The sequence below is a fragment of the Mycoplana sp. ABR4_002 genome (assembly GCF_056159645.1).
In genome coordinates this window covers 3,621,159-3,644,850 of sequence record NZ_JBSWVO010000001.1, presented here as the reverse complement: position 1 = coordinate 3,644,850, position 23,692 = coordinate 3,621,159, and the positions used below count along the sequence as shown (strand labels likewise).

Below are 23,692 nucleotides of genomic sequence, written 5' to 3'. Positions count from 1 at the left end.
TCTTCATTTCGCTGGGGTTCGCGACCTTCGCCGGACAGGTCGCGGCCCTGCTCCCCAGGCCAAGCCGGTCCATCTTCTTCGGCGGCGCCCTTGCCGGCGTTGTCACGGTCCGGGCCAACGCCTGGTTCTGGGCGGGGCTGGCCTCTCCCCGCAAGGCCTCGAACCGGCGCGCACCGTCTTCAGTATCGCGTGCAATTGGCGGGCGCTGTTCGACGGGTCGACAACGGCCGTGGCAGCGCCCGTCGCCGCGCCCGGCATCGCCGCATCGCCCGCCATTCCGACCTGGCTCACATGACTGAGCGTCGCTTTCTTGCCGAGCAGGCCGTCGAGACCGTCACCAACTGTGGAGGAGCCGGCCTTCTCGGGTCGGGCGGCACGATGAACGTGTCTCGCGGCGGAACGCTGGGCTTGCTGTGGGTCGGCGGGGTCGTCCGCCGGGCCATGCGGCGCTTGGACGGGGCGGCGCGGTCAGGAACGGCAATAGAGCCTACGCCGAGGAGTGCACGGGCGCCGCCTGAGGCCGGTCAGGAACTGGCGGTGCAGCTCGGACCGCTCCGGGCGGCCGACATCGGGGCGGCTGCCGGCGCGCTCGACGCCCTACGGGGCGCGGGTTAGGATTTGCCCGGCTCATGCTGCGACTTCTGCAGCCGTTGCCGAGGCGCCGATGCCGTCAGGCCCGGCTCGACCGGCGGCGACAGTCGATCGATCACCCAATCCGCCGGAAGGACGCAAGCGATGGATGAACTGGCAGCCCCCAATCCCGTCGTCGAGATCATCCTCGGGACATTGACGATGGTCGCCATCATCTTCGTGCACGGCGTCGGCATCCGGGCGATCAACCGGCGCTTCAGCGACGCATGGATCCGTGTCTCCGACAGGACGCCGCTCTGGCGGCTCGACCTGCTGCTTGCGCTGACGATCGGTTCGCTGGCGGCGCTGCACTTCGCCGAGACGCTGCTGTGGGCGGCCCCGGTGGTGGCACTGGGCCTGATTCCAACGATGCGCGACGGCTACTACTATGTCCTGCAGAGCTACACCACGCTCGGCACCGGTCCGGTGGCGATGCCGGACCACTGGCGGCTGATCGGCCCGATCATCGCCATGTCGGGCCTGTTCACCTTCGGCTGGACCGCCAGCGTCCTCGTCAGCATCATGACCGAGTTCAGCAAGGTCGACAGGGCGCGGGCCGAACGCAGGAAGGGCAAGGGTGCCAGCGAGGCGACGACCTCGGATCGGCGCGCAGAGGCGCAAGGCGCCCCCGGTCTCGGCGATTGACGACACGTCGTCGGCAGTGGCGACCGGCGGGCCTCGACGCAACAGTCTCGCCGGACGGTTCCCTCGAAATGGCTGAGGCCGTCGCCCGATCGTTGGCTCCGCACTCGCCCCCTCTGGCACCCGTCCGGGACCCCTGCCGGACCCCGGGCTTCGCCGCCGCGGTTACTGACGCAGGAGGCCGCGCGGGGGGCGTGCGCGGCGCCGCAAACGCTGCGGGTTCGGCCCGTTGCGGCCGTCATTCCGGCCACGGAGAGCTGCCCGAACCGGTGGAAGTGATTCGCTTTCCCACCCGTCAAAGGCGAGAATCGCGGCATTCTGCGATTGAAATCGACCTCGACCCCATCCAAAAGGTGTAAAATTGCGATATTCATGAAAAAAATTTTAATTTCACCTTTGGCGGGAAAATTTCGTTCCCGCTTATGACGTTTGTCTAATGTTTTCAATGGGGGCGTATTGCTCGTAGTTGTGGGGTCGGCCGGACCCCGAACGGAGTGATCGTTTTACTGCCCCAATTTGGGCCACCACGATTTCTGCAAATAATTCAAAAAGCAAATCCGTGCGATTTTAGATATTGTGGCAGCAATATGGCTTTTTATCTCAAGCACTTACTGCTTCCTGCTGTTGCGCGCTCCAGAAAGCTGAACTATTAATCCCGCCGTAACGCCGGATTAACTAAAAATATTAACCGGTCCTTGCAAAGCAGATACCACCATCTCCAAAGGGTTTAGGGTGGGGAGAAAGGCAAAGAGCAGTGACAAGCACAATTCGCGATGTAACCAAAGCCGGAGTCCAGGCTGAAAAGACCTATGTCGACCTTCTCGGCAATGCCATCAACGAAAACGGCCAGACTGCAGCTCTGACCCTTGATAAACTGTTCGACCTGCTGTCGAACATTGCCGAGACCAATACAGAGCTTGGCCGTAACACTGCCGACCGCGTCTTCAACGCCGTTGAAGATGGCGGCTGGAAGCGTGGCTGGCAGCAGAACGACAAGCGCGGCTGGGGCGACGAGTCCACCGACGACGGCGACGCCACCACCACCGAGGTCGACCTCGGCTCGACCGACCTTGGCACGACCGATACCGTTGCCACGGCCGGCACCCTCGGCGTGACCGATTCCCGGTCGGCGACGCTGGAAACGGCCGCCGATGCGCCGGTCGCCGCCGCGGCCCCCGCGCCGGCTGCCGCCGCCGCCGCAGGGAGCGGCTTCCCGGATGCCTCGACGACGGGCGTTCCGGCCGGCACCGCGCTGAAGACCTATTCCGGTCCGATGACGATCACCAAGGCCGGCACCGTGATCGAGAACATGGTCATCAACGGCACGCTTCGCGTCACCGCGCCGGACGTCGTGATCAAGAACTGCGTCATCAACTATAGCGGCACGTGGGGTATTGACGCCGAAGGTGCCAAGAACATCACCGTCCAGAACTGCGACATTACCGGGCCGGGCTACAACGGCATCGCCAATGCCGCGATCCTTGGCAGCGGTAACTTCATCGGCAACGATATCTCGAAGTCGGAAAACGGCATCGTCCTGCAGAATGGTGCCAGCACGGTGAAGGGCAACTTCATCCACGACCTTCAGGCTGCCGGTTCCGATCCGCACTATGACGGCATCTCCGTCCAGGGCGGCCAGAACGGCGTGCTGATCGAAGGCAACACGGTGATCAGCCGCGACACGTCCAACATCTTCATCAAGAACGACTTCGGCCCGATCTCCAACGTCACCGTCAACAACAACCTGCTGCTCGGGACCGCGGGCTACAACGTCTACGTCGACGGGCGGGCCAACGGCGGTGCGATCACCGGCGTCAAGATCACCAACAACCATGTCGAGAAGGGCTACTACGGCTACTATTCCGTCGACAAGTCCTCGCCGGTGATCTCCGGCAACTTCGAGTATCCGCGCGGCGAGGCCCCGCAGCCGGGCGACGGCTCGGTGTCGCCGACACCTCCGACGACGCCGACCGAGCCGGAAGTCCCGACGACGCCGACCGAGCCGGAAACCCCGACGACGCCGACCGAGCCGGAGACCCCGACGACGCCGACCGAGCCGGAAACCCCGACGACGCCGACGAACCCGACGACCAAGGTCTACACCGGCACCAGCGGCAACGACATCATGCCGGCAGCGGGCCAGTCCAACAGCGGCAACGAGACCTTCAAGGGCCTCGGCGGCAACGACCTGCTGAAGGGCGGCGCCGGCGCGGACGTGCTTGACGGCGGCAGTGGCCGGGACACGGCGACCTATGCCGGCTCCGGCGCAGTCAACGTCAACCTGGCGACCGGTGCCGCATCGGGCGGCCATGCTGCCGGCGACAAGCTGGTCAGCATCGAGAACCTGACCGGCTCCAGCTACAACGACGTGCTGACCGGCAATAGCGGCCGCAACGTCCTCGACGGCGGTGCCGGTGCGGACAAGCTCGACGGCGGTGCCGGCCGGGACGTCATCATCGGCGGTGCCGGGAAGGACATCATGACCGGTGGTGCCGATGCCGATACCTTCGCCTTCCATGCGCCGACGGAAACCGGCTCCGGCTGGAACCGTGACGTGATCACCGACTTCCAGAAGGGCGTCGACAAGATCGACCTGTCGGCCATCGATGCCAATGGCTCGGCGCGGGGCGACGGAAGCTTCCACTTCATCGCCCAGGACAACGGCAAGTTCGACAAGGTCGCGGGTGCGCTGGCCTGGCGGACCGAAGACAACGCCGGGACGGCCAACGACATCACCGTGATCCAGGGCGACCTGAACGGCGATGGCGTCCACGACTTCGAAATCCAGCTGCAGGGCCTCGTCAAGCTCTCGGCCAGCGATTTCATCCTGTAACGACCTTAGTCGCGGCGGTCGCAAGGCCGCCGTGACGGTTCGCACGGACCCGACGGGGCCCGCCATCCGGCGGGCCTCATCGCGTTTCCGGATCCGGCGTGAAAAGCTCGGTCGCCCGGCGCACGCCGCGCAGCGCATAGCGCCCGAGCGCGACCATCCCGTCGGCCAGCTCCCGCGGGCAGGCGTCGACGAAATCGCGCGACATCAGAACGTCGCGGTCGACCGAGGTGCACAGCGAGGCAATCCGGCTGACCTGGTTGACGGCGGGGCCGACAACGGTGAAGTCCAGCCGCACCCGGCTGCCGATGTTGCCGTAGAAGACCTCGCCGACATGCAGGCCGAGATAGACATCCGTCGCCGGCAGCCCGGCGCCCAGACGCTTGGCATTCAGGTCCGCAAGGTTGCGGCGCATCGCCCGCTCCGCCGCCAGTGCTGCCTGGCAGTCGGCCTGCTGGTCGTCGGAGCGGAAGATCGCCAGTACCCCGTCGCCAATCAGCTTCAGCACATTGCCGCCGTGGTCGTGAATGGCCCCGATCACAAGCTCGGCATAGTCATTGAGGAACGGAATGATCTGCTCGGGTTCGGACGAATCCGAGATCGGGGTGTAGTTGTGCAGGTCGGAGAACCAGATGACGGCGCCGATCTTCTCGACCGCGCCGCGGTTGATCTGGCCGCTGACGACCTTGCGGCCCGCGTCGGGGCCGAGATAGACCTCCGCAAGGGTGCTGATGATGCGGATCGATGAGACGCACTTGATGGCCAGCGCCAGGGTCGGCACGAGAACCCGCAGCGCATCGAGGTCATCCTCGCCGAACCCCTCGGCCTCGCGCGTCGTCCAGCTCGAGAAGAAGGCGTCCATCTCGCCGACGCGGCCCTGTTCGGTGAAGCGGTGGATCATCGCCACATAGTCGGTGTGGCCCGCTTCCCGCAACTCGACCATGTTGGAGTAGTCCGTCGGCGCCCCGCGGCAGAAGGGGCGGCGAACCTCGTCGCTGCCCTCGGTCATGAGATGGTAGAAGACGGAAGCGTGCCAGGCCTCCCTGTCGGTGGTCGCCTGGTATTCGAGCACGGGCTCGGGCACGGGCGTGGCGCTGTCCCAGCGGAATGCGCGGCCCTCGAGATCGGGATGCAGCGTGTCGATCAGGCACAGCGCCCGCGCGATCTTCGTCCCCGCGGCGTTGCAGCGCTCGCAGAAGCCGGCAATCAGGGCCGTCTCGTCGGTCCCCTCGTAACCCTGCCGGGATAGCCACAGGGTGATGTCGCGCAGGGCCTGACCGTCCATCGTCGTTCCGCCTGGGGTGTTGAGCGCCAAGAATTGCAGGTAAGATCGCGATTGTATACCTCAGCCCGCGCATCGTGTCGGAGGCTCGTATGGTTTTCAAGGAAGGAACATTTCACGGCGAGATGCCGGAACATTTCGACGGTCCGGACCCGGCCCTGCTGGAGACGGCCGTGGCCGACGCGCTGGCGGCGGCGGCTACGCTCGACCCGTCCGACATCGCCGTGACGTGCAAGGACGGGACTGTGTTCCTGACCGGTCGGGTCGGCACGCCGGAGGAGATCGAGCGTGCGGTTGCGATCGCCCGCTCCGTGCCGGGGGTGACGGCGGTCGAGGCGAAGCTTTCCGCCGGGCCCTGAGAAGCCGAAACCGTTGCCGGTGGCGCCGGGAAAATGATACTGCAATGCAGCGAACAGGACTGCATTGCACCATGCTTGGCGAACGGACGACCTACGACGACCTATACCGCGACTTCCGCTGGGAGGTTCCGGCACGCTTCAACATCGGCACGGCGGTTGCCGATGCCTGGGCCGCGCGCGAGCCGGACCGGGTTTGCCTCCAGCACTTCTCCCCAGACGGCGATCACCGGGGCCTGACCTATGCGGAGCTGGCGGCCCGGTCCTCTGCCTTTGCGCGCGGGCTGGCGGCGCGCGGCGTATCGGCGGGAGACCGCGTCGCGATCCTGCTGCCGCAAGGCTTCGAGACCGTGATCGCGCATGTCGCCATCTACAAGCTCGGCGCGATCGCCCTGCCGCTTGCGCTTCTCTTTGGCGCCGAGGCGCTCGAGTTCCGGCTGCGCGACGCTAACGTCAGGGCGCTGGTCACCAATGGCTTCGGTCTCGAGCGGCTGGCACCGGTGCGCGAGCGTCTCCCCGGCCTCTCACTCGTCGTCCTCGCAGAGGAGGCCGCGGTCGCCGGCACGGTGCCCTTCGCCGCGGTCGAGGCCGAGACGGGGCCGCCGTTCACCGCCGTCGACAGCAGCCCTGACGACCCGGCCCTGATGATCTACACCTCCGGCACCACCGGTCCACCGAAGGGAGCGCTGCACGGCCACCGGGTGCTGCTCGGCCATATCCCCGGCTTCCAGATGCACCATGAGTTCCTGCCGCAGCCGGGCGACCGGATCTGGACGCCAGCCGACTGGGCCTGGGCCGGCGGGCTGCTGAACGCGCTGCTGCCGGCGCTCTTGCTCGGCGTTCCCGTCGTCTCCTCGCCCGGCCAGAAGTTCGATCCGCACATGGCCTATCGCATCATGGCGGAGATGGAGGTGCGCAACGCCTTCATCCCGCCGACGGCGCTGCGGCTGATGAAGAGCGTCGAGGACCCGTTGGCGCACTACCGGCTGAACCTGCGCACCATCGGCACGGCCGGGGAGTCGCTTGGCCGGGAGACCTGGGAGTGGGTGCGCCGCACGCTCGGTATTACCGTCAACGAGTTCTACGGCCAGACCGAGTGCAACATCGTCATCGGCTCGATCGGGCGGTTGGGCGTGTCGCGCCCCGGTCCGATCGGCAAGGCGGTGCCCGGACACACCGTCGCCATCATCGACGCCGAGGGGCGGGAGCTGCCGGCCGGCACCATCGGCCAGATCGCGGTGCGCCGCCCGGACCCGGTGATGTTCCTCGGCTACTGGAACAACGCGGCCGCCACCCAGGCGAAGTTCATCGGCGACTGGATGACCACCGGCGACATGGGACGCATGGACGGCGAAGGCTACATCACCTTCTTCGGCCGCGACGACGACGTCATCACCTCGTCCGGCTATCGCATCGGTCCCAGCGAGATCGAGGACTGTCTCGCCGGCCATCCGGCGGTCCAGCTCGCGGCGGTGGTCGGCAAGCCCGACCCGGTGCGCACCGAGATCGTCAAGGCCTACGTGCTGCTGCGGCCCGGCCATCCGGCCAGCCTGGAGCTTGCGGCCGGCATCGGCGACTGGGTCAAGACGCGGCTGTCGATGCACGAGTACCCGCGTGAGGTCGAGTTCGTCGACAGCCTGCCGCTGACGACCTCCGGCAAGGTGATCCGCCGCTTGCTGCGCGAGCGCGCGGCACGGGAAACCGAGAGCCTGGAGCCGGCCCCGGGCTGAGCGCGCTATCGCTTGGCGAGCGCGCGGATCTTGTCGCGCAGCAGGCGCGCGATGTTGCGGGTGTTGCGGTAGAGGTGCAACTGCGTCGCCACCTGCCGCACCTCGCGGTCGCGGTTCTGTTCGAGCCCGATCACCAGCGTGCCCATCTCCTCGCGCTCCTGCCAGAAGCGGCTCATGACCGGGTGGTCCGGCACCGCGCAGGAATCGGAACGGACGATGTTGGCGTCGTCGAGGTGCCATTCCGTCAGCTGGGCGACCAGCAGCTTGCCCGGCGAGTAGCGCGCATAGGATTCGTCGTAGGCGGTTTTCCAGGTGTAGGCCTCGCCGTGGCTGAGAAACACGATCATCGAGGCGATCGCCTTGCCGTCGAGGTCGAGCGTGTGGATGCGCACGCCGTCGGTTTCGGCGAGGTTGGTGACGGCCTCGCGGGCGAAGGCGGCGCGGTAGCGGTCGTTGATCATCGCCGAGCGGTTTCGTCCCTTCCAGCCGGCCGCTTCCAGCAGCAGGAACTGTTCCATCCGCAGCTGGATCTCGCCCGGCTGGCGGGCAACGTTGTAGGACAGGTCGCCCAGCATCTCGAGCTTGCGCCACTGGCGGTGCAATTCGCGCAGATGCTGGGGCGAGATGGCCTGGCTGATGTAGCCCGGCCCGTCGAGCAGGCTCTCCAGCATCGGCCGCTGGTAGGTGTCGGTCACGGTCAGCGGCAGGTTGCGGCCGAGCGCGACGGCGCGCGCCAGCGCCGCCAGCGGCCCCTTCAGGCGCAGGTCGGGCAGAACGAGCACCGGCGGCAAACCGTGTCCGGCCGTTGCCAGCGCCTCGTAGAGGTTGTCGAGCGTTTCCGCCGCGTCCTCGGCGTCGACCAGCGGCGTGCCCAGCGGGCCGAACGGATTGGACCAGGCGCGGATGATGCCGGCCCCGACGGAAAAGCCGGGCCGCTCGATCGAGAACGGCATCAGCAGGCGGATGCGGCTGCGGTGCGCGTCCTCGTCACGGATCAGCGCCAGCCGCACCGTGCGGTCCTCCAGCCGCGGCATCGCCGGCGCCAGGAAGCGCCCGGTGAAGAACACGTTCGGCTCCAGCGCGCGATGGGAGAGGAAGTCGAGCTCCTGTTGCAGTTCATAGCCGGCAATGGCCGGATAGAGCGACAGCGAGCGCCCCGGCCGGCCGAGGGCGATACGGTGCTCGGCCGCCGGCGCCTTCGGCTCGAACGGCGGGGCCGTCGCGGTCGACGCGTCGGCGGTGTTGACGCCCGATCCGGAAACAAAGGTCATGTCAGTCCGTCCTGTCGCCGCGCGCCGCAGCCCTTGCCGGCGCGGCCAGCGCAAAGAGGGAGATGCCGAGCGTGCGCCGCACCGCGATGTGGAGCAGCAGGGCCTCGAGTGCCATGGCGCCGGCCGTGGCCGCGGCGGCGCCGGTGATGCCAAGGGCCGGAATCAGGGCGATGCTGAGGCCGATGTTAACCGTCAGCGCCGCCGCATAGACCAGCACGCACAGCTTCTGCTGCCCCGCCATCGTCAACAGCACCTCGCCGGGGCCGACGGCGGCCTTGACCAGGATGCCGAGGAACAGGATCACCATGACGGCGTAGCCGGCGGTGAAGGCGGGGCCGAACAGCGACAGCAGAAACTCGCCGGCGAGCAGCACGCAGAGGCCGACGGCAAGCGAGGGCCAGAAGCTCCAGCGCACGGTCTCGGCGGCGAAGGCGGCCAGCTGCCTGCGTTCGCCATGGCCGTAGAGGGCGGCAAAGCGCGGGGCGGCCGCGGCCTTGACCGAAAACAGCACGAAATGGACGAGCGCCATCGTCTTGGCGGCGGCGAAGTAGACCGCGACGCTGTCCGGGTCGAGGAACAGCCCGACGACGACGACGTCGGAATTGGTGAGCAGGAATCCGAAGCCCTCGATCAGGAAGATCGGCAGCGCCATGCCGGCCCAGGCCCTGAACTCGGTCCGCCGGCCGCCGCGCTGGTAGGTCCGGCGCAGCCGGAAGGCGACGTTGAAGAATTGCACCACCGACGTCAGGTAGGTCGCCACCAGCGCAGCGGCCATCGCCGTCTGTGCCGTCCTTGGGGCACCGAGCAGCACCGCCGCGACGAGGCAGACGAGGATCAGTAGCGGCCGGACGATGTAGGTCGGACTCAGCGCCACCACGGCCCAGCTGTGGGCCCGGGCGGTGCCCTCGAGCACGTCGCCGAGCGCAATCATCGGCAGGCAGAAGATGCCGAGATAGACCGGAACCAGATAGTAGGATTCGATGCGGTCGGACAGCAGCCAGAGGCCGAGCAGGCCGAACCCCGCCAGCAGGCTGGCCGACACCATCGCGAAGGTGCGCGCGGTGGCGGTCAGGCCACGGATCTCGTCGAAGGCGCCGCGGGCGCTGTACTGCGGCAGGAACCGCACCACGGTCGAATGGAAGCCGAGGCAGGAGAGGTTGCCGAAGATGACGACGAGCACCCAGACGAAGACGAAGATGCCGTACTCGAACTCGCCCATCAGGCGTGCCATGATGACCTGGGAGACGAAGGCGATCGCGGCGCTGACAATGCGGATGACGAAGGCGATCAGCGCCATGCGCTGGGCGCGGCTGCGGGGGTCGTCGCCGGCCAGGGACTCGGCGAAATGGCGCGCCAGCGGGGCCACCCTGCGGCGGAGCCCGTTTGGCAGCAGCTTTTCCGCCGACTGAATGACCGCCATGAACACAGGAACCCGCAGCAACGCAAAACACACCCGGCCAGTCTTGTCAGGCCAGGGTTAACAAAACGTGCCGGGGGCCCGGCAAGACAGGGAAAAGGCAGGGAATATGGCCATCGATCCGCAGGAGCGGGCGCGCATGCTCAGGGCCTATTCGATCGGGCCGACGATGATCCGCTATCTCGAGGAAATCGGCGTCGAGCGCCTGTCGGACCTGGTCGGCGCGAGCGCCGGGGACCTCGCCTTCCGCATCGACGTCGCGCTCGGCCGCCGGCACATGAACCGCCTCGGGGTCGAAGCGCTCGGTAACCTGATCGCGCTGGCCGAGGCCGAATGCGGGCACAGCCCGGCGGGGCCCTTCACGACGATGCCGCCCGAGGGCGGCATCTGAACACTTTGCTGAGCTGACCGTTCCGGCGCGGCGGTGCCGCGGCTAGACCTGCTCGAAGGCGCCGTGGCAGTGCTTGTACTTCTTGCCCGAGCCGCAGGGGCATGGCTCGTTGCGGGCCACCTTGCCCCAGGTCGAGGGGTTCTGCGGGTCGCGGTCCTCCGGATTGACGCCGACGGCCGTGAAGCCGCCCTCGCCGAAATCGTCCTCGCCGGTGGTGCCGTCGATGTGGTGCCCCTCCATCTCCGGCAGCGACGGAGCCGGGGCTTCGGCCGCCTCGCGGACGAGCTCGACGCGCATCAGCTGCGCGGTGACGGTCTGGCGCAGGTTCGCCAGCAGCGCCTGGAACAGTTCGAAGGCCTCGCCCTTGTACTCCTGCAGCGGGTCGCGCTGGGCGTAGCCGCGGAAGCCGATGACCGAGCGCAGGTGGTCGAGGTTGACGATGTGCTCGCGCCAGAGATGGTCGATCGTCTGCAGCACGACCGACTTTTCGACATAGCCCATGATCTGCGGTCCGAAACGCTCGGCCCGGTCGGCGGCGGCCTTGTCGGCGGCGGTCTTCACGCGCTCCAGGATGTCGGCCTCGTCGATGCCTTCCTCGGCCGCCCACTGGTCGACCGGCAGGTCGAGATTGAGGTGCTGCGCCACGCCCGCCTTCAGGCCGGCGACATCCCACTGCTCGGCATAGGCGTTTTCGGGGATGTGCAGCCTGACGAGGTTCTCGATCACCTCCTGGCGCATGTCCTCGACGATCTCGCTGATGCTCTCGGCATCCATCAGTTCGAGCCGCTGCTCGAAGATGACCTTGCGCTGGTCGTTCAGCACGTCGTCATATTTCAGGAGGTTCTTGCGGATGTCGAAGTTGCGCGCCTCGACCTTCTTCTGCGCCCGCTCGAGCGCCTTGTTGATCCAGGGATGGACGATCGCCTCGCCGTCCTTCAGGCCGAGCTTCTGCAGCATGCCGTCCATGCGGTCGGAGCCGAAGATGCGCATCAGGTCGTCCTGCAGCGACAGGTAGAACTTGGAGCGGCCCGGGTCGCCCTGGCGGCCGGAGCGGCCGCGCAGCTGGTTGTCGATGCGGCGGCTTTCGTGACGCTCGGTGGCGAGCACGTAAAGCCCGCCGGCGGACAGCGCCTTCTCCTTCAGCAGCCGGACCTCCGCGGCAATCGCCTCGCGCCGCGCGTCGCGCTCGGGGCCGGCCTCGAGGTCGGAGAGTTCGCGCTCGAGGCGCATGTCGAGATTGCCGCCGAGCTGGATGTCGGTGCCGCGGCCGGCCATGTTGGTGGCGATGGTGACCGCCCCGGGCACGCCGGCCTGGCTGACGATATAGGCTTCCTGCTCGTGGTAGCGCGCGTTCAGCACCTGGAAGTTCTTCACCCCGGCCGCCTTCAGCCGCTCGGCCAGGACTTCCGACTTCTCGATCGAGGTGGTGCCGACCAGGATCGGCTGGCCGCGCTGCTGCGCGTCCTTGATCTCCTCGATGATCGCCTTGTACTTCTCCTCCGCCGTCCGGTAGACCTCGTCGTCCTCGTCCTTGCGCTGGATCGGCAGGTTGGTCGGCACCTCGACGACCTCGAGGCCGTAGATGTTGCCGAACTCCTCGGCTTCGGTGGCCGCCGTGCCGGTCATGCCGGCGAGCTTGTCGTACATGCGGAAGTAGTTCTGGAAGGTGATCGAGGCCAGCGTCTGGTTCTCCGCCTGGATCTGCACCTTCTCCTTGGCCTCCAGCGCCTGGTGCTGGCCTTCCGAATAGCGCCTGCCCGGCATCATGCGGCCGGTGAACTCGTCGATGATGACGATCTCGCCGTTGCGGACGATGTAGTCCTTGTCGCGGGTAAAGAGCTTGTGGGCCTTCAGCGCGTTGTTGATGTGGTGGACGATCGCGACGTTCTCGACGTCGTAGAGCGACTCGCCCTTCAGCAGCCCGGCATCGCGCAGCAGGTTCTCGAGCTTCTCGGTGCCGACCTCGGAGAAATTGGCCGAGCGCTGCTTCTCGTCGATCTCGTAGTCCTCGTCCGACAGCATCGGGATGAAGGCGTCGATGGTGGTGTAGAGATCGGAGCGGTCGTCGAGCGGGCCGGAGATGATCAGCGGCGTGCGCGCCTCATCGACCAGGATCGAATCGACCTCGTCGACGATCGCGTAGAAGTGGCCGCGCTGGACCATCTGGGCGCGATCATATTTCATGTTGTCGCGCAGGTAGTCGAAACCGAGCTCGTTGTTGGTGGCGTAGGTGATGTCGCAGGTGTAGGCGGCGCGGCGCTGGTCGTCGTCGAGGCCGTGCACGATCACGCCGGTCGAAAGCCCGAGGAAGCCGTAGATCCTGCCCATCATCGCCGCGTCGCGGCGGGCGAGGTAGTCGTTGACGGTGACGACATGGACACCGCGGCCGGCCAGCGCGTTCAGGTAGACCGGCAGCGTCGCCACCAGCGTCTTGCCCTCACCGGTCTTCATCTCCGCGATCGACTTCTCGTGCAGGATCATGCCGCCGATCAGCTGGACGTCGAAGGGCCGCAGGCCGAGCACGCGCACGGCCGCCTCGCGTGCGACGGCGAAGGCGGGCACCAGCAGGTCGTCGAGCGACTTGCCGTCGGCCAGCTGCTGGCGGAATTCCGCGGTCTTGGCCGTCAGCTGCTCGTCGGACAGCGCCTTCATCTCGGCTTCGAGGGCATTGATGGCGTCGACCCTCGGCTTGTAGGAACGGACGCGGCGGTCGTTGGACGAGCCGAACAGCTTGCGGGCGATGCCGCCGAGACTGACCATCGGGATGGTCCTTTCTTTTGTGTCAGGGGCGCTTCAAGGGGGCATGCAACCAACGGCGCAAACCCGCGAAACGCCCGGAAACGTTCTGGACGCGAGATTGCGTGACAGATAAGAGGGGGGTCGAATGATGTCAACGGCGCAATCGGTTACAGAACCGCCACATTCCGGTGCTGTTCAACCGATTAGAAGCCTGTTCCGTCACGAACCCGGCCGTCTGTGAAAGGTTTATGAGAATGTTCAAGTACAGCAAGATGGCAGCCGTTGCGCTGATCGCGATCGCGGCCGCCCACGGTGCTGCCGTCGCCCAGGATGCGACCGACCCGGTCGTCGCCAAGGTGGGCGACATCGAAATCCACCAGTCCGAGGTCGATCTCGCGACGGCCGGCCTCGATCCGCAGCTCGCCAACCTGCCGCCGGAGCAGAAGACGGTCGCCGCGCTTTCGGCGCTGATCGACATGAAGCTGCTTGCCGCCGGCGCGTCGGAGGAGGGGCTGCAGGACGACGCGGCGTTCAAGCAGCGCATCGCCTACCTGACCGACCGCGAGCTGCACAACGCCTACTTCAAAAAGCACGTCGTCGACATGGTCACCCCAGAAGAGGTCAAGGCGCGCTACGACAAGGAAGTCGCCGCGATCGAGCCGCAGCAGGAGGTCCGTGCCCGCCATATCCTGGTGAAGACCGAGGACGAGGCGAAGGCCGTCATCGCCGCGCTCGACGAAGGCAAGGACTTTGCCGAGCTGGCGAAGGAGAAGTCGACCGACGCGGCCTCGGAAGGCGGCGATCTCGGCTACTTCACCAAGGGTCGCATGGTGCCGGAGTTCGAGGCGGCGGCGTTCGGACTCGACACCGGCACCTACACCAAGGCCCCGGTGAAGACGCAGTTCGGGTTCCACGTCATTCTCGTCGAGGACAAGCGCGACCAGGCCCCGCCGCCGCTGGCGCAGGTCGAGCCGCAGGTTCGTCAACTCGTAATGCGGGACAAGTACATTGCGCTGATCGAGGCCGCCAAGGCGGACGCCCCGGTCGAGATCGAGGATCCGGCGCTGAAGAAGTCCTACGACGAGGCCACCAAGGCGCAGCAGGCCGAGCCGGCGCCCGACGCCGCCGCGCCGAAGAACTAGCGCGCCATCGGCCCGCCGCCCGGCGGCGGGCCCTTCATGATCAATGGGAAGTGCCATGTCCGGTTCCATTTCTCCGCTTGCCCCAAAATCCTTCGCCGCCATGCCGCCCGTGCGCGGGGTCCGGATGGCCACCGCCGCCGCGGGCATCAAGTACCAGGGCCGCACCGACGTGCTGATGATGGTCTTCGACGCCCCGGCATCGGCGGCCGGCGTGTTCACCACCTCGAAGTGCCCCTCGGCCGCGGTCGATTTCTGCCGGGCCAACCTTCCGGCCGGCACGGCGAGGGCGGTGGTCGTCAATTCCGGCAACGCCAACGCGTTCACCGGGCGCAAGGGGCGCGAGGCGACGGCCATGACCGCTTCGGCGGCGGCCAAGGCGGTCGGCTGCGGCGAGGGCGAGGTGTTTCTTGCCTCGACCGGGGTGATCGGCGAGCCGCTCGACGCCACCAAGTTTTCCGGCGTCCTCGACAGGCTGGCAACCACCGCGCAGGAGGACTTCTGGTTCGAGGCGGCGAAGGCGATCATGACCACGGATACCTATCCGAAGGTCGCGACGCGCACCGCCAGCATCGGCGGCGTCACCGTGCGCATCAACGGGATGGCCAAGGGCGCCGGCATGATCGCGCCCGACATGGCGACGATGCTCGCCTTCGTGGTGACCGACGCCGACATCCCGGCCGGGGTGCTGCAGGCGCTGCTGTCGGACGGCGTCGGGCCGACGTTCAACGCCGTCACCGTCGATAGCGACACCTCGACGTCGGACACGTTGATGTTGTTTGCCACCGGCGCGGCGGCCGCCGACGGGCAGCCGGCGGTCACCGGCTCCGCCGACCCGGCCCTTTCCGGGTTCCGCTCCGCGCTGAACGATCTGCTCAAGGATCTGGCGCTGCAGGTCGTGCGCGACGGCGAGGGCGCACGCAAGATGGTCGCCATCACGGTCGACGGCGCCGAGAACGACGCCGCCGCCAAGCGTATCGCGCTCGCGATCGCCAACTCGCCATTGGTCAAGACCGCGGTCGCCGGCGAGGACGCCAACTGGGGGCGCGTGGTGATGGCCGTTGGCAAGTCCGGGGAAATGGCCGACCGCGACCGCCTCGCCATCTGGTTCGGCGACGTTCGTGTCGCCGTCGACGGGGAACGCGACCCGCATTATTCGGAAGCGGCCGCCTCGGCGGTGATGAAGGAGCAGGACATTGCGATCCGCGTCGACATCGGCCTCGGCTCCGGCACCGCGACGGTGTGGACCTGCGACCTCACCAAGGAATATGTCGAAATCAATGGCGATTACCGCAGTTGAGCGCCGGGACGGACCGATCGATGACGAAAATCGCCTCCACCGGGTCGAGGGAGTGGAACGCCATGGCTGATCTGCCCAGCGTGCGCCGGCTCGAGGCCGTCGGCTTCCGCGCCTGGCCGGCCGCATCCACGCAGTACGACGGCAGCTGGCTGGTGCGCTTGACCGCCGGCCACCCGTCGCGGCGACTGAATTCGGTCAATCCGCTTGATCCCTCCGATACCCGCGACATCGCCGCGCGCCTCGAGAAGGCGGCCAAGCGCTTCGCCGACTACGGGCGGCCGCTGCTGGTGCGCCAGACCCCGCTTTCGCCGCCGCCGCTCGTGGCGTTCATGGACGCGGCCGGCTGGAGCGGCGTCGGCGAGACGTCCGTGATGATGGCAGATCTTGCGGAAGTCCCGGCGGCCGAGAGCACCGACGGCGTCGAGCACCTGCCGAGCCGTGACGTCGGCCGCTTCGTTGACGCCCGCATCAGGGTCGCAGGCGACGATACCTCGCTCAAGCCGGGTCTGACCGAGATCGTCAACGCGATCAAACCGGAGACCGGCCTGTTCATCTTCGAGGCGCCGGATTTCGGCCCCACGGCGGTGTCGCTGACGGTTCAGGACAACGACCTCGCCGGGATCCTGCAGCTTGCCGTGGCGCCGGACCTGCGCGGCCGGGGCATCGGCACGGCGATCCTGCATTCCTCGATGCGCTGGGCGCGGCTGCGCGGCGCGAAGCGGGCATGGGTGCAGGCCGAGCTCGACAACGAGCAGGCGGTGGCGCTCTACCGCAACGCCGGCTTCCGCGAGGTTTACCGCTACGTCTACCGCGGGCCGGAGCAGCCATGACCGAGCCGGCCGCCCGCAAGCTCCTGCTCGTCGCCGCCTGCGCCCTGGTCGACGCGGACGGGCGCATCCTTCTGGCACAGCGGCCGGAAGGAAAGACGCTCGCCGGCCTGTGGGAATTCCCCGGCGGCAAGGTCGAGGCCGGCGAGACGCCGGAGGAGACGCTGATCCGCGAACTCGAGGAGGAACTCGGCATCACCACCAAGGCGGCCTGCCTCGCGCCGCTGACCTTTGCCAGTCACACCTACGACGACTTCCATCTTCTGATGCCGCTCTACATCTGCCGCCGCTTCGAGGGAACGGCGCACGGCCGCGAGGGGCAGGCGATCAAATGGGTCCGGCCGAAGATGCTGCGGGACTACCCCATGCCGCCAGCCGACGAGCCGCTCATTCCCTATCTCATGGACCTTTTGTGAACGCGCGTTTGCGCGCGGGCATTTCGCCGTTCGTTAATCCATCGTTTATATCCGCCGGCCTATTATAGCTCGTGCGAGAGCGTGGCTGCGTCTCGAGACGCGGGAACGTTTCGGCACTTCATCCGGTGCGTGAAGCGCTGCGGGCAGTGGCGCAAGGCGCACCAGTGTAGAATTCCTTCGAGAGTTACGGGAAATGCGGGACGACGAATTCTGGCAAGCAGTTCAGGACAAGGAACTGACGACGGTCTCCGGCAATCGCCGCACCGGCGTTCTCAACCTTGCCCTGCTGTTCGGCACGGCAGCGATCGCGCTAGCGCTGGTCCTGACCCCCGTGCTCTCCTCCAAGACCAATACCCGCGTGATGGCGCATTCGCCGGACGAGTTCGACATGATCTCGACCGGGTCGGTGCCGAAACGCGGCGAAGGCAAGCGCTATACGGTTCGCCGAAGCGTGCTGCAGGAAATGCCCGGTGCAATCTGCATCGTCGACGGGAACGGTGTCTCGAGCGGCTGCTGATACGGCAGGCGACCTCGCGCATCCCCGGCAAGTACCCTGAAGTTCAAGGGAGCGAGGTCGTAATGCGTATGCTCAAATCCTTCATGCAGGACCGTAGCGGTGCCACCGCGATCGAATACGGCCTGATCGCGGCCCTGATCGCCATCGGCCTGCTGGCCGGGCTCACCGCCTTCAGCGACGCGCTGCTGGCGACGCTGACGCTGATCAGCGACACCATCATGGGCGTGGGCTGACGGTCCCGGCGGAGCTCCGGACGGGCCGGGCGCCCTAGCCGGTCGTCCGGGCCTTGAGCGCTTCGGCCAGGCTCGCCTTTGCCGATCCGGGCTTGAGCGGCTTCTGCTGGCTCTCGTGCGGCGCCCAGCCGGACGCGTAGATGATGGAAAAGGTGGCGCGGATGCGGCCGTCCGGGTCGGAATGGCGCTCGGCATAGAGCTCGGCGGCGCGCAGGAAGAACGCCCGCGACAGCGGCCTGCGGCTGCGGGCGACCAGCGGATTGGCCATCCCCATGGCGCGCAGGTCGCGCATCAGCGGAAAGATCGAATCATAGCGGACCGTGTAGGTCTCCTTGTCGGTGACCGGCAGCGCGAAACCGGCGCGCTGCAGCAGGGCGCCGATGTCGCGGATGTCGGCAAAGGGGATGACGCGCGGACTGGCGCCGCCGGTCAGTTCGGCCTCCGCCTGCAGCAGCACCTCGCGCAGCTCCTGCAGCGTGTCGGCGCCGGGGATGGCGGCGAGGAACAGCCCGTCCGGCTTGAGCGCCCGGCGGATCTGCACGAACACCCCCGGCGTGTCGTTGGTCAGGTGCAGCGACAGCGGCGATACGGCGAGGTTGACCGAGGCTGGCGCCAGCGGCAGCCGTTCCAGCGGCGCGCTGGTGAAGCGTTCCTCGCCCGGCGCGGCGAAGCGGGCATCGGTCTCGATGCGCGCGACCCGACCGACCTTGCCCGTCGCCGGCAGCGCCCGCGCCACGAGGCCGCTATAGCCGTGGATCTCGACCGCGTCGTCGAAGCGGCGCTCGATCACCGCCAGCCGTTCGGACAGCTCCTCGGCCGCCAGTTGCAGCAGGAAGTCGGCCGGCGGGGGCGGCGACCCTAGCGCGCGCAGCCGATTTTTCTCAACCAGGGCTTGATCGAAGATCGCTTCCAAGGAACACTTCCGTCTCTGGGCCGCGGCGTTCGCCGGCGGCGGGTGCTGGGCGCTGCAATGGCGCCATGGAGATAGGAATGTCAACCGCGTGACGCAAACCGCGCTCGCCAGATTTCACGACATCCTGATGCGCGGGCGCACCGCGGCCGCAGCGGCGATCGACTTCGTCTATCCGCCGTGCTGTCCCGGTTGCCAGGTGCTGCTTGGCCGCCATGCGGGCGTCTGCGGGCGCTGCTGGGCGTCGCTGCGCTTCATCGAGCGGCCCTACTGCGAGGTGCTCGGCCTTCCCTTCACGCACGACCTTGGCGCCGGCATCCTCAGCGCCGACGCCATCGCCGGTCCGCCGCCGTTTGCGCGGCTGCGTTCGGCGGTGGTGCATGACGGCCTCGCCCGGGCGCTGGTGCACCGGCTGAAGTATGGCGACCGGACCGACCTCGCGCCGATGATGGCGGCCTGGATGCTGCGCGCGGCCGACGGGATGATCGAGGGCTGCGACGCGATCGTGCCGGTGCCGCTGCATCGCTACCGCCTGCTGGCCCGCCGGTACAACCAGGCGGGCGAGCTGGCGCGGGCAATCGCCCGGCAGACCGGAACGCCGCTGGTCGTCGGCGCGCTGCAGCGCACGCGCTCGACCCGGCACCAGATCGGGCTCGGCGCCCGAGCCCGGCAGCAGAACGTCCAGGGGGCGTTCACAACGACCGCTGCCGGCAGGGCGCTGCTGTCCGGCAAGCGCGTCGTCCTCGTCGACGACGTCTACACCACCGGGGCGACGGTTTCCGCCGCGACGCGGGCGCTGCGGCGTGGCGGCGCGGCCGAGGTCGGCGTTTTGACCTTTGCAAGGGCGCTTGCCGACCATATATGAGGGTGAAGGAACCAGTGCTTACGGAGACATTGCAGGCATGGCATCGGTAGTGATCTACACGCGGCAGGCTTGCGGCTATTGCTCGGCCGCCAAGCGACTTCTCGAGACCAAGGGCGTCGCCTACACCGAATTCGACGCGACCGGTGCGCCGGACCTGCGGCAGGAGATGATGCGCAAGGCCAACGGCCGCAGCACCTTCCCGCAGATCTTCATCGACGACGCCCATGTCGGCGGCTGCGACGACCTGCACGCGCTCGAACGCGAGGGCAAGCTCGACGTGATGCTGGCGGCCTGAGAGGAGATAACGATGTCCGTGAAGATTGCCGCCATCCAGATGTGCTCCGGCACCGACCCGCAGGAAAACGCCGAGGCGATGGCGCGCCTGGTGCGCCAGGCCGCGGCTGCGGGTGCGACCTACGTGCAGACGCCGGAGATGACCGGCGCTGTGCAGAAGGACCGGGCCGGGCTGCAGGCGGTGCTTACGGGCGAGGACGAGGACGTCGTGGTCCGCACCGCCGCCGGCCTTGCGGCCGAGCTCGGGATCTATGTCCATGTCGGCTCGACCGCGATCGCCGTTGCCGACGGCAAGATCGCCAACCGCGGCTTCCTGTTCGCCCCCGGCGGCGCGCGCATCTGCAGCTACGACAAGATCCACATGTTCGACGTCGACCTCGACAATGGCGAGAGCTGGCGCGAGAGCGCGGTCTACAGCCCCGGCAGCGTCGCGCGGCTGGCGGACCTGCCGTTCGGCAAGCTCGGCTTTGCCATCTGCTACGACGTGCGCTTCCCCGAGCTGTTCAAGGCGGAAGCCCAGGCCGGCGCGCAGATCATCTCCGTGCCCGCCGCCTTCACCCGCCAGACGGGCGAGGCGCATTGGGAAACGCTGCTGCGGGCCCGCGCCATCGAGAACGGCGTGTTCATCGTCGCTGCCGCCCAGGCCGGCCAGCACCAGGACGGGCGCGAGACCTTCGGCCACTCGATCATCATCGACCCGTGGGGCCGGGTGCTGGCGATTGCCGGCGGCACCGGCGAGACGGTGATCACCGCCGAGATCGACGTCGGCGCGGTCAAGGCCGCGCACGACCGCATCCCCAACCTGAAGAACGGCCGAGGCTTCACGGTGGAGGAGGTCGTGCCGCCGACGACGGGAGGCGTTGCCGCTTGATCCGCTACGAACTCGTCTGTGACAACGCCCACGAATTCGAGGCGTGGTTCGGCTCCGCCGACGATTTCGACCGGCAGAAGCAGCGCGCGCTCGTCAGCTGCCCGGCCTGCGGCTCGCCGCGGGTGACGAAGAAGCTGATGGCGCCGTCGGTGTCGACGGCGCGGCGCAAGGAGGCGCGGCGCCAGGCGGTGATGAACGCCCACAACAGGGAGGTCGTGGACAAGATGCGCGAGCTCGTCGCCACCATCAAGGCCAACTCCGAGGACGTCGGCGAGCGCTTCCCCGAGGAGGCGCGCAAGGTCCACTACGGCGAGAGCGAGCAGCGCGGGCTGATCGGCAAGGCGACCCCGGACGAGGCGCGCGCGCTCATCGAGGAGGGCGTCGAGATCGCCCCGCTGCCGGTGCTCCCCGACGACAAGAACTGAACATGATGCCCGGTCGCCGCGTGTCAACCCATCATCTGGCGATCTACAATTTCGGGCTTCACGTCGACGACTACGACAGTGCGGCCGTGGAAGGCTTCCGTCTTCGGGAAGCGGCGAACTTCGACGCCGCGGCGCTCGCGGACGGCTTCCTCGGGCGCTCTGGCTATGGCGAAGGCGACGAGCCGGAGAGTTGGGGGCCGCAGGTCTTTCCACGCTACATCCGGGGGACCGGCTTCGAAACCGCACCCTCATCGCTGTCGCTCTGGCGCGACATCGAATCGTTGATGGCCTTCGCCTACAACGGTGTCCATGCCGACGCGCTGAAGCACGCGCGCAACTGGAACCGCAAGCAGGACTGGCCGCCGCTGGTGCTCTGGTGGATCGAGGCCGGACGCCGGCCGGAATGGGCGGACGGCGTCTCCCGGCTGGAACATCTTCACGATCACGGCGCAAGCCCGCAGGCCTTCACCTTCAAGGACCCCTTCACCCCGTCGGGCGAAGCGACGACGGTCGACCGGCTGCGCGTCCGGGCCATCGCCATCGCCAACGCGGCGGCCCAGGCGCCGCTGCTGGCCCACGTGCTGTCACTGAAAGCCTAGCCCGGCAGCCCGGCGGGATGGCGCCGCCCGAGGGCCCGTCACCGCGGCTGCGGCCGGACCCGGACCGCGCTCACAGCTTCGGGCGGCGGGCGACCAGCATGTAGTTCACGTCCATGTCCTTCGACAGGCTCCACTGGTTGGAGAGCGGGTTGAAGAACACGCCGGTGCGGTCGGTGACCGCGAGGCCGGCGGCGGCGAGCGGCCTTTCGATCTCCTCGGGGCGGACCAGCTTCTCGTACTGGTGGGTGCCGCGCGGCAGCCAGCGCAGCACGTTCTCGGCGGCGAAGATCGCAAGGGCCGCCGCCTTCAGCGTGCGGTTGATCGTGGCGACGAAGATCATGCCGCCGGGCCGGACCATCGCCGCGCAGGTGGTGAGGAAGAACTCGACGTCGGCGACGTGCTCGACCACCTCCATGTTGAGAACGATGTCGAAGCTCTCGCCGGCCTCGGCCAGCGCCTCGGCGGTGACGGCGCGGTAGTCGACCTCGACGCCGCTGCCGGCGGCATGCGTCCTGGCGATGCCGATGTTCCGTTCCGAGGCGTCGGCGCCGAGCACGGCAGCGCCCATGCGCGCCATCGGCTCTGACAAGAGGCCGCCGCCGCAGCCGATGTCGAGCACGCGCAGGCCCTCGAGCGGCCGCGGGGCCTTCGGATCGCGGCCGAAGTGCTCGGCGGCGAGGTCGCGGACATAGGCCAGGCGGACGGGGTTGAACTTGTGCAGCGGCCGGAACTTGCCGGTCGGATCCCACCATTCCGCCGCCATCGCCGAGAAGCGGTCGACCTCGGCCTGGTCGATGGTCGTGCGGGCGGTCTCGCTCATGAAGGCTCTCCCTTGTTCGTTCAGGTGCTGAAGTCGGACGATTGCGGCGCGAAGTCAAGGGACCCGGTCATGCCGGCGGCCGCCGGAACCGGCGCAGGCGCCGACGTTGCGTCACTACCGGCCGGTCGGCGAACTCGATACGGATCGGCGGCTGGTGCCAGGGGCGGTCGTCCGGCCCATGGCGGGCGGGATCCGGCACGCGGCCGGCCTCTTCTCCCCGGGCGGACCGCGCGATCATATGCGAGACGGTTTCGCAGAACAGGCTGAACCGGTCGAGCGCGGCGGCGGCGGCGCAAAGCGGCAGTTCGAGCAGGGCGCCGTCATCTCGAAACCGCATCGGCGCGACCCGGCCGAGGCAGGTGCGGTTGCGGCGGCAGCGGCGTCTGCGGCAGGCGACCTGCGGCAACAGCAGCTCGGTCGCGGCCAGCCGGCAGAACCGGCGCACCTCGGCCGGCGGCAGGGGGCCCGGTTGCTTCGTCTCGTCCATTGCGGCCTCCGATCGCGCGCGGCTGCGTTCACGCGGCGCAGTCTGCGTCCGTGTCGTGCCTCTTCCCATCTCGATCCCGATCCTTCGACCGGGGCATTCGGCCGGGACACGTCCTGTGCCGACAGCTAGAACGAAAAGGTGACACACGACGTGCCCCGCTTCAGTGTCTTGTGCCACGGCAACTTCGGCTTCTCTGCGCGGATGACGGCGCCTTTTCCAGGGTGGGCTCGCGGGGCGTATTGCTTCTTTTCAGCCCGCGGCGCGCACGAAAGGGCAAGCGCCCAGTCGCCGGTCCAGCTATGTGTGCCGCACAGGCACGCCCCGCCCGCAAGGGCGAGGGGGAAGCCATTTTCTGCCGGGCCCCCGGCCGAGGGCGCGCGTTTCCGCCATGCAGCCGGGGCACCGGTCCCGCCTCGCCGGCAACGCTTTCCGGTGTATCCAGCGGCGGGACGGCACTATCCTAGGCGCACGGCGACGGGCGGGGATCCATGGGGCCGGAATGTTTTGACAACCGTTTGTAATCACGACTGATTTTTTTGGCCGTAGCGGCCCTGCCGTCCCCGCCCCGGGGGCGCAGGGGCGAAACCGGACGGGGACCTGCGAGCGGCGCCGGCGGGGACGGCGCCGGCCGGAATTCGATTCCGCTTGCCGGGGTTATGCGCTAGGCTGTGCGGGCTCTGGCAACATGCCGAGGGAGGGGC

General features: G+C 67.8%; 23 protein-coding genes. 16 read left to right on the top strand and 7 right to left on the bottom strand.

Annotated features, from left to right (window positions below; all coding sequences use genetic code 11):
• Positions 1-735: 735 nt before the first annotated feature.
• Both ACXAGF_RS17265 and ACXAGF_RS17260 read left to right on the top strand, forming a co-directional pair.
• Positions 736-1,275, top strand: coding sequence for an ion channel (locus ACXAGF_RS17265; protein WP_475018602.1), 540 nt, complete (start codon positions 736-738; stop codon positions 1,273-1,275).
• Between the two features lie 751 nt (positions 1,276-2,026).
• Positions 2,027-4,105 (top strand): right-handed parallel beta-helix repeat-containing protein, encoded by a 2,079-nt coding sequence (locus ACXAGF_RS17260; protein WP_475018601.1) that lies wholly within the window; start codon positions 2,027-2,029, stop codon positions 4,103-4,105.
• Between the two features lie 76 nt (positions 4,106-4,181).
• Here the strand turns inward: ACXAGF_RS17260 and ACXAGF_RS17255 are convergent, their stop codons facing one another.
• Entirely contained in the window at positions 4,182-5,387 is a 1,206-nt protein-coding gene (locus ACXAGF_RS17255; protein ID WP_475018600.1) for an adenylate/guanylate cyclase domain-containing protein, read from the bottom strand.
• Between the two features lie 89 nt (positions 5,388-5,476).
• Here ACXAGF_RS17255 and ACXAGF_RS17250 point away from each other — a divergent pair, with 89 nt between their 5' ends.
• Both ACXAGF_RS17250 and ACXAGF_RS17245 read left to right on the top strand, forming a co-directional pair.
• Positions 5,477-5,743 carry a BON domain-containing protein gene (locus tag ACXAGF_RS17250; protein ID WP_475018599.1) on the top strand — a complete coding sequence of 89 codons (267 nt, stop codon included), beginning with the start codon at positions 5,477-5,479 and terminating at the stop codon, positions 5,741-5,743.
• Positions 5,744-5,814: 71 nt separating this feature from the next.
• Complete coding sequence (locus ACXAGF_RS17245) at positions 5,815-7,470, top strand: AMP-binding protein (RefSeq protein ID WP_475019335.1); 1,656 nt, start codon at positions 5,815-5,817, stop codon at positions 7,468-7,470.
• Between the two features lie 5 nt (positions 7,471-7,475).
• On the opposite strand, the gene ACXAGF_RS17240 is transcribed toward ACXAGF_RS17245, so the two are convergent.
• Together ACXAGF_RS17240 and ACXAGF_RS17235 are read right to left on the bottom strand one after the other, a co-directional pair.
• On the bottom strand, positions 7,476-8,741 hold the full coding sequence (locus tag ACXAGF_RS17240) for a GNAT family N-acetyltransferase (RefSeq protein ID WP_475018598.1): 1,266 nt from the start codon (positions 8,739-8,741) through the stop codon (positions 7,476-7,478).
• A gap of 1 nt (position 8,742) precedes the next feature.
• Positions 8,743-10,161, bottom strand: coding sequence for a lipopolysaccharide biosynthesis protein (locus ACXAGF_RS17235; protein WP_475018597.1), 1,419 nt, complete (start codon positions 10,159-10,161; stop codon positions 8,743-8,745).
• Between the two features lie 106 nt (positions 10,162-10,267).
• On the opposite strand from ACXAGF_RS17235, the gene ACXAGF_RS17230 reads away from it, so the two are divergent.
• Positions 10,268-10,549: a hypothetical protein gene (locus ACXAGF_RS17230; protein ID WP_475018596.1), complete on the top strand. Its 282-nt coding sequence runs from the start codon at positions 10,268-10,270 to the stop codon at positions 10,547-10,549.
• A gap of 42 nt (positions 10,550-10,591) precedes the next feature.
• Here ACXAGF_RS17230 and secA read toward each other — a convergent pair whose 3' ends face one another.
• Positions 10,592-13,309, bottom strand: coding sequence for a preprotein translocase subunit SecA (gene secA / locus ACXAGF_RS17225; RefSeq protein ID WP_475018595.1), 2,718 nt, complete (start codon positions 13,307-13,309; stop codon positions 10,592-10,594).
• Between the two features lie 233 nt (positions 13,310-13,542).
• Here secA and ACXAGF_RS17220 point away from each other — a divergent pair, with 233 nt between their 5' ends.
• The 6 genes from ACXAGF_RS17220 (at position 13,543) to ACXAGF_RS17195 (ending at position 17,720) form a co-directional block, all read left to right on the top strand.
• Positions 13,543-14,430, top strand: a complete 888-nt coding sequence (locus ACXAGF_RS17220) for a peptidylprolyl isomerase (protein WP_475018594.1) — start codon at positions 13,543-13,545, stop codon at positions 14,428-14,430.
• 55 nt (positions 14,431-14,485) lie between these two features.
• Entirely contained in the window at positions 14,486-15,727 is a 1,242-nt protein-coding gene (gene argJ / locus ACXAGF_RS17215; RefSeq protein ID WP_475018593.1) for a bifunctional glutamate N-acetyltransferase/amino-acid acetyltransferase ArgJ, read from the top strand.
• Positions 15,728-15,789: 62 nt separating this feature from the next.
• A complete protein-coding gene (locus ACXAGF_RS17210; RefSeq protein WP_475018592.1) occupies positions 15,790-16,557 on the top strand; it encodes a GNAT family N-acetyltransferase in 768 nt (255 codons plus the stop codon).
• Positions 16,554-16,970, top strand: coding sequence for an 8-oxo-dGTP diphosphatase MutT (gene mutT / locus ACXAGF_RS17205; protein ID WP_475018591.1), 417 nt, complete (start codon positions 16,554-16,556; stop codon positions 16,968-16,970). The genes ACXAGF_RS17210 and mutT overlap by 4 nt, the downstream gene beginning before the upstream one ends.
• Positions 16,971-17,163: 193 nt before the next feature.
• The gene (locus tag ACXAGF_RS17200; RefSeq protein ID WP_475018590.1) at positions 17,164-17,487 is read left to right on the top strand and encodes a hypothetical protein; all 324 of its coding nucleotides are present in this window, start codon (positions 17,164-17,166) and stop codon (positions 17,485-17,487) included.
• Positions 17,488-17,549: 62 nt separating this feature from the next.
• Positions 17,550-17,720, top strand: coding sequence for a Flp family type IVb pilin (locus ACXAGF_RS17195; protein WP_475018589.1), 171 nt, complete (start codon positions 17,550-17,552; stop codon positions 17,718-17,720).
• A 34-nt stretch (positions 17,721-17,754) separates the two neighbouring features.
• Here ACXAGF_RS17195 and ACXAGF_RS17190 read toward each other — a convergent pair whose 3' ends face one another.
• Positions 17,755-18,633 (bottom strand): methyltransferase domain-containing protein, encoded by an 879-nt coding sequence (locus tag ACXAGF_RS17190; RefSeq protein ID WP_475018588.1) that lies wholly within the window; start codon positions 18,631-18,633, stop codon positions 17,755-17,757.
• Positions 18,634-18,760: 127 nt separating this feature from the next.
• On the opposite strand from ACXAGF_RS17190, the gene ACXAGF_RS17185 reads away from it, so the two are divergent.
• The 5 genes from ACXAGF_RS17185 to ACXAGF_RS17165 are packed head-to-tail and all read left to right on the top strand — an operon-like array spanning position 18,761 to position 21,684.
• Positions 18,761-19,495: a ComF family protein gene (locus ACXAGF_RS17185; protein WP_475019334.1), complete on the top strand. Its 735-nt coding sequence runs from the start codon at positions 18,761-18,763 to the stop codon at positions 19,493-19,495.
• A 37-nt stretch (positions 19,496-19,532) separates the two neighbouring features.
• Entirely contained in the window at positions 19,533-19,790 is a 258-nt protein-coding gene (gene grxC / locus ACXAGF_RS17180) for a glutaredoxin 3 (protein WP_475018587.1), read from the top strand.
• A 12-nt stretch (positions 19,791-19,802) separates the two neighbouring features.
• Positions 19,803-20,660, top strand: coding sequence for a carbon-nitrogen hydrolase family protein (locus ACXAGF_RS17175; RefSeq protein ID WP_475018586.1), 858 nt, complete (start codon positions 19,803-19,805; stop codon positions 20,658-20,660).
• Positions 20,657-21,085, top strand: coding sequence for a DUF1178 family protein (locus ACXAGF_RS17170; protein WP_475018585.1), 429 nt, complete (start codon positions 20,657-20,659; stop codon positions 21,083-21,085). The genes ACXAGF_RS17175 and ACXAGF_RS17170 overlap by 4 nt, the downstream gene beginning before the upstream one ends.
• Positions 21,086-21,087: 2 nt before the next feature.
• Entirely contained in the window at positions 21,088-21,684 is a 597-nt protein-coding gene (locus ACXAGF_RS17165) for a DUF3291 domain-containing protein (protein WP_475018584.1), read from the top strand.
• 70 nt (positions 21,685-21,754) lie between these two features.
• On the opposite strand, the gene ubiG is transcribed toward ACXAGF_RS17165, so the two are convergent.
• The gene (ubiG, locus tag ACXAGF_RS17160) at positions 21,755-22,504 is read right to left on the bottom strand and encodes a bifunctional 2-polyprenyl-6-hydroxyphenol methylase/3-demethylubiquinol 3-O-methyltransferase UbiG (protein WP_475018583.1); all 750 of its coding nucleotides are present in this window, start codon (positions 22,502-22,504) and stop codon (positions 21,755-21,757) included.
• 67 nt (positions 22,505-22,571) lie between these two features.
• Positions 22,572-22,991: a hypothetical protein gene (locus ACXAGF_RS17155; protein ID WP_475018582.1), complete on the bottom strand. Its 420-nt coding sequence runs from the start codon at positions 22,989-22,991 to the stop codon at positions 22,572-22,574.
• Positions 22,992-23,692: the final 701 nt, after the last annotated feature.

What these genes read in the sequence shown, in the direction of transcription:
- ACXAGF_RS17220 (WP_475018594.1), top strand. Translation starts at nt 13,543, where the DNA reads ATGTTCAAGTACAGCAAGATGGCAGCCGTTGCGCTGATCGCGATCGCG.
- ACXAGF_RS17240 (WP_475018598.1), bottom strand. Translation starts at nt 8,741, where the DNA reads ATGACCTTTGTTTCCGGATCGGGCGTCAACACCGCCGACGCGTCGACC.
- ACXAGF_RS17185 (WP_475019334.1), top strand. Translation starts at nt 18,761, where the DNA reads ATGCGCGGGCGCACCGCGGCCGCAGCGGCGATCGACTTCGTCTATCCG.
- ACXAGF_RS17165 (WP_475018584.1), top strand. Translation starts at nt 21,088, where the DNA reads ATGATGCCCGGTCGCCGCGTGTCAACCCATCATCTGGCGATCTACAAT.
- ACXAGF_RS17245 (WP_475019335.1), top strand. Translation starts at nt 5,815, where the DNA reads ATGCTTGGCGAACGGACGACCTACGACGACCTATACCGCGACTTCCGC.
- ACXAGF_RS17250 (WP_475018599.1), top strand. Translation starts at nt 5,477, where the DNA reads ATGGTTTTCAAGGAAGGAACATTTCACGGCGAGATGCCGGAACATTTC.
- ACXAGF_RS17155 (WP_475018582.1), bottom strand. Translation starts at nt 22,991, where the DNA reads ATGGACGAGACGAAGCAACCGGGCCCCCTGCCGCCGGCCGAGGTGCGC.
- ACXAGF_RS17230 (WP_475018596.1), top strand. Translation starts at nt 10,268, where the DNA reads ATGGCCATCGATCCGCAGGAGCGGGCGCGCATGCTCAGGGCCTATTCG.
- grxC (WP_475018587.1), top strand. Translation starts at nt 19,533, where the DNA reads ATGGCATCGGTAGTGATCTACACGCGGCAGGCTTGCGGCTATTGCTCG.
- ACXAGF_RS17200 (WP_475018590.1), top strand. Translation starts at nt 17,164, where the DNA reads ATGCGGGACGACGAATTCTGGCAAGCAGTTCAGGACAAGGAACTGACG.
- mutT (WP_475018591.1), top strand. Translation starts at nt 16,554, where the DNA reads ATGACCGAGCCGGCCGCCCGCAAGCTCCTGCTCGTCGCCGCCTGCGCC.
- ubiG (WP_475018583.1), bottom strand. Translation starts at nt 22,504, where the DNA reads ATGAGCGAGACCGCCCGCACGACCATCGACCAGGCCGAGGTCGACCGC.
- secA (WP_475018595.1), bottom strand. Translation starts at nt 13,309, where the DNA reads ATGGTCAGTCTCGGCGGCATCGCCCGCAAGCTGTTCGGCTCGTCCAAC.
- ACXAGF_RS17235 (WP_475018597.1), bottom strand. Translation starts at nt 10,161, where the DNA reads ATGGCGGTCATTCAGTCGGCGGAAAAGCTGCTGCCAAACGGGCTCCGC.
- ACXAGF_RS17175 (WP_475018586.1), top strand. Translation starts at nt 19,803, where the DNA reads ATGTCCGTGAAGATTGCCGCCATCCAGATGTGCTCCGGCACCGACCCG.
- ACXAGF_RS17195 (WP_475018589.1), top strand. Translation starts at nt 17,550, where the DNA reads ATGCGTATGCTCAAATCCTTCATGCAGGACCGTAGCGGTGCCACCGCG.
- ACXAGF_RS17210 (WP_475018592.1), top strand. Translation starts at nt 15,790, where the DNA reads ATGGCTGATCTGCCCAGCGTGCGCCGGCTCGAGGCCGTCGGCTTCCGC.
- ACXAGF_RS17265 (WP_475018602.1), top strand. Translation starts at nt 736, where the DNA reads ATGGATGAACTGGCAGCCCCCAATCCCGTCGTCGAGATCATCCTCGGG.
- ACXAGF_RS17255 (WP_475018600.1), bottom strand. Translation starts at nt 5,387, where the DNA reads ATGGACGGTCAGGCCCTGCGCGACATCACCCTGTGGCTATCCCGGCAG.
- argJ (WP_475018593.1), top strand. Translation starts at nt 14,486, where the DNA reads ATGTCCGGTTCCATTTCTCCGCTTGCCCCAAAATCCTTCGCCGCCATG.